Consider the following 14,003-nt stretch of genomic DNA (forward strand, 5'->3'; position numbering starts at 1 on the left):
ATAGTGTAAATGGTTGGAGGGGGTTACAAACATGAGCAGCTTACCTAAGTCTGCTACATTTCCACTTTTCATTCTGATGCTGAATTTGTTTATTGCTTTATTGGGTCAAGGTATGGTGATTCCCATTCTGCCTGAATATCTGAAACAATTTAATGCGGCAGGAGCTGCTGCTGGCTATCTTATTGCCGCTTTTGGAGCAGCACAGTTTATTTTTTCGCCCCTAGGTGGGCAGCTTTCGGATAGATGGGGTCGAAAATCCATGATCATAACGGGTCTGTTTTTAACCGTCATCTCGGATCTAATGTTTGCTGTTTCTACGACATTGCCTCTTCTATATATTGCCCGATTTATCGGGGGGATAGGTATTGGATTAATGGTTCCTTCCAATATGGCCTACGTCGCTGATATTACCACTTCTGAAACCCGAGCTAAAGGAATGGGATACTTGGGTGCCTCCATGAATTTAGGTATGGTGCTTGGTCCGGGGTTAGGCGGTATGATCGCTGAGTTTGGCATCAGGGTGCCCTATTTTTTTGCTGGTGGACTTGGACTTGTAGCTACGCTGCTTAGCTTGTATATGCCAGAGACATTACCCAAGGAAAAACGAAAACCCGCTAGCCAATGGGGCCGCCGGGAGCCAATTCGCAGCCAAATCCTAAATTCATTTCGAACATCCTATTTTCGTTATCTTCTCCTCATTCTGATCATGACATTAGGTTTGATGAATTATGAAACGGTGTATGCTCTATTTGTGGAACGAAAATATGGTTTTGATGCCACTAAAATCTCAATGATCATTACGGTTGGTGCAATTATAGGCATCGTTGTGCAGATATGGCTACTTGATTATCTCATCAAGAGGCTTGGTGAGATGAAGCTTATACGTCTCTCTTTGATCATGACAGCCGTCGCTTTACTGTTAATGATCATTAAGATCAATTTAGGTTATCTGCTGGCAGTATCGGCTCTGTTTTTTGCTTTTAATGCCTTCCTAAGGCCAACCGTAAGTACAATGATCGCGAACTCAGCTGGTGATCGTCAAGGATATGCCGCCGGATTAAATACGACGTATACCAGCCTAGGCAATATATTGGGACCCATTTTAGCAGGTTTGTTGTTTGACAAACATATTCATATTCCTTATATTTTTGGTGCACTTATCCTTGCATCTGCCCTTTTCTTAACCTTACAAAAACCAAAAAATGAGAAACGGATGGTTGCTAATGACTGAGAACTGGCACCAGAATTTGAAAAACAAAAATCGGGAAGAGCTCATTGCTGCTGCGAAGGAACTTTTTATGAAGCAAAGCTTTCTCAAAGTTAATATTAAGGATGTATGCAACGTGGCTGGTGTAAGCCGGGTCACATTCTATAAGCACTTTCAGTCCATGAACGAACTGATCTTTGAGGTTCAGATGGAAATCCTGGAGAGCATGACCGAATTTGTGAGAAGGGCACCTTCAGCCGAAATGAGCGGTAAGAAGATGCTTACTTCGATGCTTGATGCATGGATTGATTACGCTTGGCAACATCCGGAATACATCAAGTTTATTCTTTTATTCGATCTGCATTATGGAGCCTATGATTCAAATCAAGAACTCAAAGAACAGTACGAAAATTTTGTTAGTCGGGAAAAGGAACGACATTTCCTGATGGATGCTCTGGAAGCTGGATTCCAAGATGGATCATTGAAGTCTGACACGGAATCCTTAAAGACCGCTCATTTTATCTTCACGTCTATGATGGGTATACTCCAGAAAATGAGTCTGACGTCCAAGGATGATTGGAATAACGAACTTGAGAATATAGAAATTGCTAACCGATTTGTGGGAATGTTGATTCAGTATTTAAGTCCAGAAAGTGATAAATCCCCAACCTTTTAGGCAGGAGTCCCCTGCCGTAATCCAAAGGATTCCAGATCGTCCGACGGAGTGAAATAGAAGTACAGGGCTCAGTCTGTTAAACTGTGAAAATAGAGCGGTTGCAGATACTTTGTCGTGTTAGCCTTATCTATTTTGTGGAGGTGCGGGGATGAACGGAAGTCTGTTTGAGCCACGGCTGCGTGACGGGGATTATATTCCCCGTTTTTTTGCTTACTATTACAAGCAATGGCATGACTATACCATGTCTTACCACGATCATCATTCTACCGAAATTATGTACATGATTTCCGGCTTTTGCAGGGTAGATGTACAAACGGGAGAAAATGTGGAAGAAAGCATCACGCTGCGTAAAGGCGAGTTTATTATGCTAGACGCATGTGTACCGCATCGACTGGTGGTGGAAGGAGAACAACCGTGCCGGATGCTAAATGTAGAGTTTGGTTTTTCGGAGGGAGTGAGAGTAGGACCGTCTATCCGACAAATGGCAGCAGAGGAGCAGGAGGTCACGACGCTCATGTCACGTCCGTTCCCGTATTTGGTACTATCGGACCCGGAAGAGGTATATTATGCGCTGAAAAGTCTCGTGCTGGAGCTGGACCAACGAAAAGAACAGCCGGGTGCAATGGCCGAGATGCTTTTTATGCAATTGCTAGTACGAATTGCACGTCTACGGGAAGAAGCAGAGCGCAGCAACACGCAGCAAACGGATATGTACATCAAACGGTGCATTGAATTTCTCCATCTGAACTATGACCGAGATATTGTGGTTAAGGACATGGCGGCAGCCGTGAATCTGCACCCAGGTTATTTGCACCGTATTTTCAAAAAACATACTGGGCTAACGCTCACCGCGTATTTAACGATGCTGCGAATGGACAAGGCCCGTATGCTTCTTCAGCAGACGGACATTCCCATTCAAGAAATTGCCGATTATGTAGGTGTGGCCAGCAGGCAGTATTTTCATATGTTGTTCAAAAAGCACACAGGCAAGACGCCTGTAGAATACCGCTCAGCTGTGGAGCGCAATGTGAGGAACTATGCGGAGGAGGATGGGAGCTGATAATAAGAAGCCTCTGAACCATTGCCGATTTAGGTCGGTATGACTCAGAGGGCGTGGCTAAAGTTGGGTCATTTCCCAAGCCACATATTTTCCATCTGTTCAAGTGATCTCCCCTTGGTTTCGGGAACCTTGCGCCATATAAAGACTACGACGAACAACGAGATGGCTCCGAATAGCCAGAAGGTATTGGACGGGCCGGCTGAACTCAGCAGAGGAGGGAAGGCCTGCGATACCAGATAATCGCCGGCCCACAATGCCATCGAAGCGATGGCTACCGCTTTGCCGCGAATGCGGTTCGGAAAGATCTCCGAGATCATAACCCATACGATCGGTCCAAGCGATATAGCATAGGAGGCCACGTAGATCAATATTAGGATGAGTACGAGCGGTCCGGTGGTCAAACCCATTTTGAATGCGGCTCCAATAATGACCAAACAGCAGGTCATCAACGAGGTGCCGATGATCAGCAGGACTTTTCGTCCCGCTTTGTCGATCAGCCATACGGATACGATGGTGAACAACACATTGATCAACCCGATCCAAATGGTTTGGGTCAAAGATGCGTCCGTACCGAGTCCCATTCCTTTAAAGATAACCGGCGCGTAATACAAAATGGCATTGATGCCGGTAATATGCTGCATAATGGCGAGCATGACACCGATAAAGAGAGCGACCCGAATACCGGGAGCAAACAATTGCTTCAATGAGTTGTTCTCATTTTTGAATGATTCCTTGATATCAAGCACTTCCTGCTTAGCGGCTTCTTCACCGTGAATTTTCAGCAAAATCGGCAGCGCTTCATAAGGCCGATTTTGTTTAATAAGCCATCGCGGGCTTTCGGGTATGAAGAGCATCAAGAGCATAAAGATCAGTCCGGGAACGGCTCCCACTCCGAACATCCAGCGCCAGGCTGTTGAGACACCCCAGGCTTCATCCCCCATGCTGACGATCCACGAATTCTGAAAATAAACCAGGAAAATCCCTGTTACGATCGCCAACTGATTTAAAGCAACCAAACGGCCTCGGTATTTGGCGGGAGCGATCTCCGCGTTGTACACCGGACAAACGGTGGAAGTGATTCCTATGCCAATGCCGCCGATCATGCGGAAGATAACATACCCGGTGAACGTGTCTTGAAGCGCAGAGCAGATTGAGCCGACGACGAATAAAAATCCGGCAGCCAGTAATACCTTTTTTCTGCCGATCCTTTCACTCATGTAGCCGGAGAGAGCCGCTCCCGTGATACTCCCTACAATCAGACTCGACACCGCCCAACCAACCTGAAATTCGCTCAGCGAAAAACGCTGCTGTAGAAATTCAACGGCTCCCGAAACAACCGCGATATCAAAACCGAACAGGATACCTCCGAGCGCAGCTACGATGGATACCAACGTCACAAAAAGCATATTGGGTTTTTCTGATTGAAGCGCTTTCTGTTGAGCGCTTTCATTATTGATGATTACTGCCATATGATCATCTCCCCTCCAGATCTCTGGAACCTCATTCCGTTCTTCGAGGAGAAGTATAACATGCGCTTATAAAAGAAAGGTCGGTTATCGTCTTCATTAAACGGACCTTTTCATGCACGATTTTGGCTTCGATTCCCGAATCGGAGATGGAGGGGCTGAACCTAGCATTACCTTGTCATTCGAGCTTAAAAAAATCCATGCCGATAGTCGGCATGGATGAATCTCTACTATTTTTGGCCTTTGAACTCAGTGGGAGGAACGCCTGTTATCTTCTTAAAGACGCGGCTAAAATAGTTTGGGTCCTTATAACCCACTTCAAAGCTGATTTCCTTCAGAGCAAGGTTGCCCTCCTTGATCAGAGAAATAGCTTTATCAATCCGTAGCCGGGTTACGAAGTCGATGAACGTCTCTCCGTATTCCTGTTTGAAAATTTTACTGAAGTAGTGGGGATTCAAATGGACGAAATCAGCCACTTCTTCCAACGAAAGCTCATCGTTGAATCGTTCCTCGATATACATTTTTGCTCTGCCCAGCATAGTCAGTGTTTGAACCTCCCGCTGTTCGCGTATCCGTTGCAGTGCTGACATGACGTACGTCTGCTGAAGCATTCCATTCTCCGCTTTGACGGCCAGCACAGAGTCGTTTCCAGCCTCTGACGACTTCAATTCGTCAAAGTGGCAGTAACCTCCATCCCGTTTGCGTAGGGTGGAGGCAAAAACGGCTTCGAAATAGGACTTGCGAAGTCCTTCCTCGCCGTTATGCAGCGATCCGATTCCAATGGCTGTCTTTATACCAAGTTGCTGCTGGGCAAGCTCGGAAAGCTGCTGAACAAGGTGATTAACCAACTGCCGCCAGTCGTTTTCGCCGGTGGCAGGCGGCTTGCGTAAAAAAGTGGCTACATGATGGTCAATCAAAGAGCTTACAATGGCATTCGGACCATGCGTTTTTACATAGCTTCGGAAATGATCGTAAATTTTCTTTTTATCTTGCTCGTCCGTATATCCGTCAAAGGCGGCAATGATGGCGCTTCCCTGATCAAGAGGAAAGTCCAGCCATTCTGATAGCTGGGAAGCGCTCGAATCCACGGTCTGGTCGACCATAAGCATTAAAGCCAGCTCATTTTCTGCGAGCGGCATTAACTGTGAGATTTTATGCCTAAGCTCCAATTCTTCCGTACGTGCCCGCTTCTCGCACTCAATTTCTTCAATCAGTCGTTTCAGTGTACCGATGATCAGTTCTCGCTTCGCCGGCTTCAGAATATATTCTTTTACACCCAAAGAGAGCGCCTCCCGGGCATAGGCAAAATAATCATAGGCAGTGACGAGCACGAATCGGGTATCGGGAAGACGCTCCTTTAATTCACGAAGCGCCGCAAGCCCGTCGATTCCAGGCATATTGATATCCAGAATGGCAATATGGGGACGGTGCTCTTCCGCGCATTCAATCGCCATGCGGCCGTTGCCGGCATGAATAAACCGAAATATCCCCGGCATCGCCCGTTCCACTGTCAATTCCAGTCCTTCTCTCTCCAAAGCCTCGTCATCCGCGATCAACAACCGATACATCAGTCTGCTCACTCTCCTTCTTGACTGGAATTCGTATGGTTATGGTAGTACCTCGTCCGATATTGCTATTAATTTCAACCATTCCTTCCTTTCCGTAGAACAACTGCAGCCGCCTAAACACATTTTGCATTCCAAGTCCTGTTGAACTGCCGCTTTCGGCCTCGCCTTTAAGACGGAGTACGGACAGTCGGGTTTCCTCCGTCATGCCCTTTCCGTTGTCCGAAATTTCAATTTGTACATCTTCGTTTGCTCTCGACAGCGTTAACACGATAATGGCTCCGTCTTCCATATCTGCCACACCATGAAGAAAAGCGTTTTCAATAAATGGCTGGATCGTCAGGGCCGGAATTTGCTGCTGAAGTACGGAAGCGTCAAAGTGAAGATCAAAGCGAATTCTGTCCCTGAAGCGCGCCTGCTGGATGGTTACGTATTCGCGGATATGATCCAGTTCCTCCTGGAGAGTTACGGGTTTGTCCAGCTTCTGCAGGCTGTACCGTAACAGATTGGATAGCGAAACGATCAGGTCGCTGGTTTTCTCCGCCCCTTCCAGGATCGCCAGCTTGGAGAGCACATTTAAGGTATTGAATAAAAAGTGCGGGTTAATTTGATTTTGCAGAGCCAGAAGCTCCAGTTCCTTCACAAGCCGCCGCATTTCCAGACTCTGTTTATCCTTCTCGATAAGGATACTCAAATCGGTGGACATTTGCGAAATGGCGTCCGACAGTACGCCTAGCTCGTCATCCCGTCGCGGTTGGGGCTTGATATTCAGATCCCCTGTGGCGATTCGCTTCGCCAGTCCGACAAGTCTGCCGACAGGGCCAGTAATACTGCGCGAGACCCAGATTGCAAGCAAAACCCCCATCAGCGCGTTCATGCCGAACAACGCCACTCCCCATCCATTCATTCGCTCATTCTTGTTCCGGATGTTCTCAATGATTGGTCGGTAATAAGCCAGTTCATCATCGATCAGTTGCTGACCCTCCTCATGAATATAGCTGACGGTTTTCTCCGCTTCAATATAATGTTCAAAAGCCGATTGAGGATCTTGTGCCTTTGCATCCAGAACTGCGGCTTGTTTCTCTTTAAGAAATGTGGCCAACAGATTCACGTAGTCCTCCTCGGCGAAGGAAGGGTCGGTCGAGTCGGAGACTTCCTGAATTCTGCCTTTTAACTGCATCAATTGGTATTCTGTCGGGCCCTGCACAGCCTTATCGCCTCTTGGATTAAGCAGATAGGCATATAGGAGATTTAAGTTGCTCTCCGCCGATTCGGAGGTTTGCTCGATGAGAAGAATTCGGCCAAGCATTTCATCGTAGCTCTGTTGTACGACCTTTCCGCTTTGGAATACAAAATAAGCGATGATATTGGCGAACACAACTAGAAGAGGGATGAACAGAAGCAGCTTCGTTCTGATCGTCATCGTCTGTCATCTCCGGGCATGTTGTCGGGAGTGTCCGCATGCATCTCATATATCCTGGTGTATGTTAATTCCTGGGGGGTATTCCCCTTTAGATAATCATTCAGCAATTTTATGGACTTAGCCCCCATTTCCTCTGGCTGTTGAACAATGGTCAGTTCGATTTTGCAATCTCTGATAGCTTCCAACGTCTCGGCCATATCGTCAAAAGCGAAAATCTGCAAACTCCGCGCTCCGCGTCGCTCCGAGGCTTCCAGAATGCCAAGGCCGTCCAGCGCACTGAATCCGACCATGTAGCGTATCTGCGGATACCGGGTGAGCATGTTCTGAGCTTGCTGTGCTGCCTGAAGTCGTGAAATATTTGAGGAGCGAATCTCCACAATGCGGAGCTTGGGATAGCGACCGATCACGGAACGAAATCCAGCAAGCCTGAGTCGCTGATTCTCGACGCGCTCGCTACTGATCATAACTCCAATGTCGCCACGCTCTCCAGAAGCTTTCGCTAACAGCGCGCCCATCCGTTTTCCTGCTCCTTCGTTATCCGTTCCCACGTAAGCTAGTCTACGGGAGTCTGGTTCATCCGTATCGATCGTGATGACGGGGATGCCAAGTCCGGCTGCTTTGTCGATTAATCGGCGATACTCTGGATCATTTATCCCTTGAACCAGAATTGCATCCGCCTTACTGGCGATCGCTTTATCCAGCAGTTTGACCTGCTCGGACGGATTAATGCGGTCCGGCCCGATATAATCGAGCCGCATACCGTACTGTTCCGCTTCCTTTCGGGCTCCTTGTTCGATTGACCGCCAGTAATAATTATCCAACTCCTGTGATATCAGTACGACTTTTGTATCGGAAACCCCGTCTTTTGGAGAAACCGTCTTCAATAACTCTGCAAATTGGTGAATTTGAAAAGAAGACAGCGTGAACTGGAAGAGCAGCCAGGCAAATAGCAGGAAGACGGGGATAAGGATAAATGTCCATTTACGGTTTGACATGTCTTGCTCCTTTGTAAATATTTACAGACTCAATTCATTATACAGCAACAAAACAACCGCACGCAGCCATCGTCAGCATAAGCGCGGTTATTGAGGAGATGGAAGCCGAGCAAGCACTAAGTGAATTCCGTGGAAAGATAGCATTGGAGATAGGCCTCTACCAGTAGGATTAGGACATTTTTAAGTCCAGAAACTACTGCAGGGGCTTAAGTATAAAAAAATAACCTCACTAAATCAGACCATGCTTTTTAAAGCTGTGAAACAGTCCATCTTCATCCACAGCATCCGTAATGTCATCTGCAATGGCTTTGAGGCCCGGTTTGGCATTTCCCATGGCAATTCCTAGCGCACAATATTCAATCATTTCAGCATCGTTCATCCCGTCTCCGATAGCAATGGTGTCTTCTTGGGATCTTCCCAAATGTTCAATAAGCTTTTCAATAGCTACGGCTTTGTGAATACCGGGAACCATTAGCTCGCCGCTGTCTTGCCCGAAAGCAGATACAGTACATTGAATAACCTCAAATTTCCCTGCAAATTCCTTTTTGATCTGTTCGAAAGGAACATTTTTGTTTTCCAAAAAACATGCTTTGTTCACGTCACTACGATACAGGTTGTCCTCTCCTATAGTTAGGCCAGTGATAAAAGGATGCGGACGTTGTTCTTTTTTTTCTCTGGCTACGGGATCATTGTCCACATCCCCATAGATAAGCCGCTCCACATGGGGCAAAAAGTTTTTACTCGCAAACAGTCCCCCGTTCGATTCCAAATAAAAGTCCAAATCATGTTCATCAAAGTAATCGACCATATGTTTAACATCTTCATCCGATACTTTGTGGTGATATAACATCTCGCCTTCGATTTCTACAAAGCCCCCGCCAGCTCCGATGATCCCGTCAAAACCGACCTCCATGATAAAATCATAAATCTCCGCTTTGGATCGGCCAGTGCATAAATAAATCAGATGTCCATTCTTTCTCGCTTCGATACATGCTGCTTTTGCAGATTCGGGAATCATACCATCATCATCCACTAGCGTTCCATCTATATCTAAAAAGATAATCTTTTTGTTCATCTTAGGCTGCTCCTTGCTCTCCAATGTTTTCTTTTATGTTACTACATTTACCGCACTTAAAGTACATATTGAACTGAAAAAACACTACATAGAAAGAGAGAAACGGGATGGAGCAAAATGGAAATGGACAACCATTTGTTAACGCGAAAGTTAGGATTTTTGACACCTAAGTACGAAACTGGTCATGATTTTGATAACGCTTTCCATAGGCCTATTGCTACAATGACGGTATATACCAATTCTAATTACCGGAGGTTGAATGCCGTGTCATTTAAAGTAGCTTTTATTGGAGCAGGAAGCATCGGTTTTACCCGTGGAATTTTGCGAGATCTGTTATCGGTACCGGAATTTAATGATATTGAAGTGGCTTTTACGGACATCAGTCAGCACAATCTGGATATGGTCACTGAGCTGTGCCAACGGGATATTCGGGAGAACAGTTTATCCATACAAATACAGTCCTCTACGGACCGAAAGATAGCTTTAAAGGATGCCAAATACGTCATTTGTACGATCCGGGTTGGCGGGCTGGAGGGCTTTGCAACCGATGTGGATATTCCGCTGAAATATGGCGTGGATCAATGCGTTGGCGATACCCTGTGTGCAGGAGGGATTATGTATGGTCAGCGTGGTATTGCTGAAATGCTGGCCATCTGCAAGGATATCCGCGAGCTAAGTGCACCGGATGTATTGCTGCTGAACTATTCGAACCCCATGGCGATGATTACGTGGGCCTGCAATAAATACAGCGGTGTGCGTACAATCGGTCTATGCCACGGCGTCCAGCATGGGCATCACCAAATTGCCGAGGTGTATGGTCTGGAGAAGCAGGAGGTGGACATTGTGTGCGCCGGAATCAATCACCAGACGTGGTACATTCAGGCGTCACATGAAGGCAAGGATCTGACATCCGGGCTGCTGGAGGCTTTTGAAAAACATCCTGAATATAGTCGCACCGAAAAGGTGCGCATCGACATGCTTCGTCGTTTTGGCTATTACAGCACAGAGTCGAATGGTCATCTAAGTGAATATGTACCTTGGTACCGGAAGCGTCCGAATGAAATTCTGGACTGGATTGATCTAGGCAGCTGGATCAACGGAGAAACAGGCGGTTATCTGCGTGTATGTACAGAAGGACGTAATTGGTTTGAAACAGATTTCCCTAACTGGATGAAAGAAGATCCATTGGAGTACAAGGCGGAAAATCGCGGTGAAGAGCATGGTTCATACATTATCGAAGGTTTGGAAACCGGACGTGTATACCGGGGGCATTTTAATGTCGTAAATAACGGTGTGATTTCCAATTTGCCAGACGACGCGATTATTGAAGCACCTGGATATGTGGATCGGAATGGTATCTCCATGCCACATGTAGGAGACCTTCCGCTTGGTCTTGCTGCCGTCTGTAATGTAAGTATTTCCGTCCAGCGTTTGGCTGTTGAAGCGGCTGTACACGGAGATGATAAGCTGCTGCGACAAGCATTTATGATGGATCCGCTAGTAGGCGCGGTGTGTAATCCGAAAGAAATTTGGCAGATGGTTGATGAAATGCTGGTGGCGCAGGAAGCATGGCTGCCGCAATACGGAGTAGCGATTGCCGAGGCGCGTCAACGTCTGGCTGCAGGCGATCTGATTCCAACCCGACCTTATGAGGGAGCAGCACGACTTAAGGTGAAGACAGTTGAAGAAATGCAGCTGGATCGGGATGCCGCCAATAAAAATGCAGGGCAATCCGACAAAGGCAAGGATCGCGAAAAAGTGTAGAACAACAAGAGCAGAGATTGTCTTCACAACAATTAAAGGGTGTTTTCATGGTCTTGAGGGCCTGAAAACACCCTTTTGCTGTCGATAGATATAACGATTTGGCATAGTTGGCGTTCTGGAGTTTATCATTGTCGATTTAGGCTGACGGAAATTAAAGAATACAGTCTTGCTTTTTCTGAATTCGCTCTTTTGCTGTCGATCCTAAATCTCCTGAGAGCTTGTCATAGCAGGGAAGTTCAACAAATGAAGGAACCGGTTTCAGAAAAAGAGGTGCCACGACGGACCGTTAAAGTGGCAATTCATATGCCTAATTAATAATGTAGTCCTTAATTTATTCAATTTACAGCAGATTTCCAGCTCACTATAATCTAACATAGGAGGTGACAAAAAGGGGAAAATGTGAGCGCATGGACAAATAGAAAGCGCTTACCTTTCGCAACTATGAACGCCGATTTTTTTTGGAGAGTAGGCGTAACTCACATTTAATCATGTAACAATCAGGTGCCGACATAGGAAGATTCAACAAAATCCACGGAAAGATAGGTGAAGCAATTGAAAACAAAGCAAGTGCTTCGTAAAAGCATGAAGTATGCTTTTGCGCTATCACTCGTCGCAAGCAGCTTTCTACCAGGTGCAGGATTTACGGATAAAATACATGCAGAATCCCATGTGGATAATCCTTACCAAGGGGCGACAAAATATGTTAGTCCTGATTATGCGGCTAGTGTCGACACATCGATTGCCAAGATTACGGATGCCAATTTAAAGGCAAAAATGCAAACGGTCAAAACATTTCCGACAGCCGTATGGCTTGATCGTATCGCTGCTATTAACGGCGGTGGGGGCAAGCTTGGCCTGGAAGCGCATTTGGACCAAGTATTGGCGCAAAAGAAAGGCAACACACCGATTACGGCAGAATTTATTGTGTATGATCTGCCCGGACGGGATTGTCATGCCTTGGCTTCCAATGGTGAATTGCCGCTGACTCAGGCAGGTTTGGAAACTTATAAAAAGGATTATATTGACAAAATTGCTTCTATTTTTTCAAATCCCAAATATAAGGATATTCGTATCGTAGCGATCATTGAACCAGATAGTTTGCCAAACCTGGTAACCAATCTGGATGATCCTAAATGTGCGCAAGCCAAGTCTACAGGAATCTATGAAGCTGGCGTTAAGTACACAATGAATAAGCTGAACGAGATTCCGAATGTGTACAAATACGTAGATATCGGTCACTCTGGCTGGTTAGGTTGGGATAACAACCGTGCAGCAACGGTATCCCTGTTTACAACTATCTTCAAAGACACTAGCAAAGGTCTGTCCAGTGTAGATGGCTTTATCACGAATACAGCCAATACTTCACCGCTGACAGAACCTAATTTGCCTGATCCAAATCTGAATGTCGGCGGACAACCGATCAAATCGTCCAAGTACTACGAATGGAATCCTAATTTCGATGAATCGGATTTCGCAGAGTCATTGCATAGAGATTTTGTCAGCGCAGGCTGGCCGAGCTCACTCGGTATGTTAATTGATACAGGCCGTAACGGATGGGGCGGACCTAACCGTCCGACTTCCGCAGTCGGCAATGATATTAACTCCTATGTAAACTCAGGCCGTGTTGACAAACGCTCGCACCGTGGTAACTGGTGTAATAACAGCGGAGCAGGTATGGGAACACCGCCACAAACGGCTCCAGCTGGCCATATTGATGCCTATGTATGGGCGAAACCTCCGGGTGATTCCGATGGTTCCAGCTCACTCATTCCGAACGATGAGGGTAAAGGCTTTGACCGTATGTGTGATCCTACCTATACAACCAAGGATGGCACATTAACAGATGCTTTACCGAATGCACCTATTTCAGGAGCATGGTTCCATGATCAGTTTGTGATGCTGGTACAAAATGCGTACCCTGCAATCGTGCCTTCCACTGGTGGTGTGGACCCAGCGCCTACAGCTCCAGCTGTACCGTCAGGCTTAAAGGCTGTTGTGGGCAATGCTCAAGTAACGCTGACTTGGAATGCGTCTACGGGTGCCGATAGCTACACAGTCAAACGTGCCACTAGCGAAGCAGGTCCTTTTACAGCCGTTGCGCCTCTTGTAACGGAAAGAGAGTACACAGATAAGGGACTGACGAACGGAACAACTTACTTCTATGTTGTAAGTGCTACAAATGCGAAAGGAACAAGTAAGGATTCTGCAACGGTAAGTGCTGAACCAAAAGGTACACCGACTGATCCAACAGACCCTACAGAACCAGCGGGTGATCTGGTTGTAATGTACCGGGCCGGGGACACCGATCCAGCGAATAACGCTGCTAAGCCTTTCTTTAACCTGAAAAATAAAGGGACAACACCTGTGAAGCTGAGTGAGCTCAAAGTCCGCTATTACTTCACGAAAGATGGCAGCCAAGAGCTGCAATCTGCAGTAGACTGGGCGCAAGTAGGTAATGATAACGTGCTGCGTACCATTAAAGACAACTATATTGAAATTGGTTTCAGTGCTGCTGCCGGCACGCTTGCTGCTGGAGCGCAAACAGGTGATATTCAGATCCGCATGAACAATAGCGACTGGTCTAACCTGAACGAATCCAATGATTACTCCTTCGATCCAACTAAAACTTCTTATGAAGAATGGAACAAAGTAACGTTGTTCCACAATGATAAGCTGGTGTGGGGAATCGAGCCTTAGGATTTAGCCAGAACAAGTGCCCTTGAGTGATTGAAAAGTATTAAAAGAAGGCTACGGCATAGCTGTCGTAGTCTT

At 46.5% G+C, this 14,003-nt stretch carries 10 protein-coding genes; 5 read left to right on the forward strand and 5 right to left on the reverse strand.

What is annotated here, in order from left to right:
• Positions 1-31: 31 nt before the first annotated feature.
• The 3 genes from T3H97_RS05190 (at position 32) to T3H97_RS05200 (ending at position 2,943) form a co-directional block, all read left to right on the forward strand.
• Complete coding sequence (locus tag T3H97_RS05190) at positions 32-1,231, forward strand: MFS transporter (protein WP_328801892.1); 1,200 nt, start codon at positions 32-34, stop codon at positions 1,229-1,231.
• Entirely contained in the window at positions 1,224-1,883 is a 660-nt protein-coding gene (locus T3H97_RS05195; protein WP_328801893.1) for a TetR/AcrR family transcriptional regulator, read from the forward strand. Before T3H97_RS05190 ends, T3H97_RS05195 begins: the two co-directional genes overlap by 8 nt.
• 148 nt (positions 1,884-2,031) lie before the next feature.
• Positions 2,032-2,943 carry an AraC family transcriptional regulator gene (locus tag T3H97_RS05200; protein WP_328801894.1) on the forward strand — a complete coding sequence of 304 codons (912 nt, stop codon included), beginning with the start codon at positions 2,032-2,034 and terminating at the stop codon, positions 2,941-2,943.
• A gap of 68 nt (positions 2,944-3,011) precedes the next feature.
• Here the strand turns inward: T3H97_RS05200 and T3H97_RS05205 are convergent, their stop codons facing one another.
• From T3H97_RS05205 to T3H97_RS05225, 5 genes are all read right to left on the reverse strand, one after another.
• The gene (locus T3H97_RS05205) at positions 3,012-4,412 is read right to left on the reverse strand and encodes a sugar porter family MFS transporter (protein ID WP_328801895.1); all 1,401 of its coding nucleotides are present in this window, start codon (positions 4,410-4,412) and stop codon (positions 3,012-3,014) included.
• 227 nt (positions 4,413-4,639) lie between these two features.
• Entirely contained in the window at positions 4,640-5,977 is a 1,338-nt protein-coding gene (locus T3H97_RS05210) for an AraC family transcriptional regulator (protein ID WP_328801896.1), read from the reverse strand.
• Positions 5,952-7,397 (reverse strand): sensor histidine kinase, encoded by a 1,446-nt coding sequence (locus tag T3H97_RS05215; RefSeq protein WP_328801897.1) that lies wholly within the window; start codon positions 7,395-7,397, stop codon positions 5,952-5,954. The genes T3H97_RS05210 and T3H97_RS05215 overlap by 26 nt, the downstream gene beginning before the upstream one ends.
• Entirely contained in the window at positions 7,394-8,392 is a 999-nt protein-coding gene (locus tag T3H97_RS05220) for a sugar-binding protein (protein WP_328801898.1), read from the reverse strand. The genes T3H97_RS05215 and T3H97_RS05220 overlap by 4 nt, the downstream gene beginning before the upstream one ends.
• Before the next feature lie 229 nt (positions 8,393-8,621).
• A complete protein-coding gene (locus T3H97_RS05225; RefSeq protein ID WP_103049015.1) occupies positions 8,622-9,467 on the reverse strand; it encodes a Cof-type HAD-IIB family hydrolase in 846 nt (281 codons plus the stop codon).
• Positions 9,468-9,731: 264 nt separating this feature from the next.
• On the opposite strand from T3H97_RS05225, the gene T3H97_RS05230 reads away from it, so the two are divergent.
• Positions 9,732-11,231 (forward strand): alpha-glucosidase/alpha-galactosidase, encoded by a 1,500-nt coding sequence (locus T3H97_RS05230; protein WP_328801899.1) that lies wholly within the window; start codon positions 9,732-9,734, stop codon positions 11,229-11,231.
• Positions 11,232-11,774: 543 nt separating this feature from the next.
• The gene (locus T3H97_RS05235; RefSeq protein WP_328801900.1) at positions 11,775-13,928 is read left to right on the forward strand and encodes a glycoside hydrolase family 6 protein; all 2,154 of its coding nucleotides are present in this window, start codon (positions 11,775-11,777) and stop codon (positions 13,926-13,928) included.
• Positions 13,929-14,003: the final 75 nt, after the last annotated feature.

Origin of the sequence: Paenibacillus sp. LX16 (assembly GCF_036252815.1) — a bacterium.
Classification (GTDB): Bacteria; Bacillota; Bacilli; order Paenibacillales; family Paenibacillaceae; genus Paenibacillus; species Paenibacillus polymyxa_B.

Bases quoted from the DNA above. Each gene is read 5' to 3' on its own strand.
- T3H97_RS05190 (WP_328801892.1), top strand. From the start codon at position 32: ATGAGCAGCTTACCTAAGTCTGCTACATTTCCACTTTTCATTCTGATG.
- T3H97_RS05195 (WP_328801893.1), top strand. From the start codon at position 1,224: ATGACTGAGAACTGGCACCAGAATTTGAAAAACAAAAATCGGGAAGAG.
- T3H97_RS05200 (WP_328801894.1), top strand. From the start codon at position 2,032: ATGAACGGAAGTCTGTTTGAGCCACGGCTGCGTGACGGGGATTATATT.
- T3H97_RS05205 (WP_328801895.1), bottom strand. From the start codon at position 4,412: ATGGCAGTAATCATCAATAATGAAAGCGCTCAACAGAAAGCGCTTCAA.
- T3H97_RS05210 (WP_328801896.1), bottom strand. From the start codon at position 5,977: ATGTATCGGTTGTTGATCGCGGATGACGAGGCTTTGGAGAGAGAAGGA.
- T3H97_RS05215 (WP_328801897.1), bottom strand. From the start codon at position 7,397: ATGACGATCAGAACGAAGCTGCTTCTGTTCATCCCTCTTCTAGTTGTG.
- T3H97_RS05220 (WP_328801898.1), bottom strand. From the start codon at position 8,392: ATGTCAAACCGTAAATGGACATTTATCCTTATCCCCGTCTTCCTGCTA.
- T3H97_RS05225 (WP_103049015.1), bottom strand. From the start codon at position 9,467: ATGAACAAAAAGATTATCTTTTTAGATATAGATGGAACGCTAGTGGAT.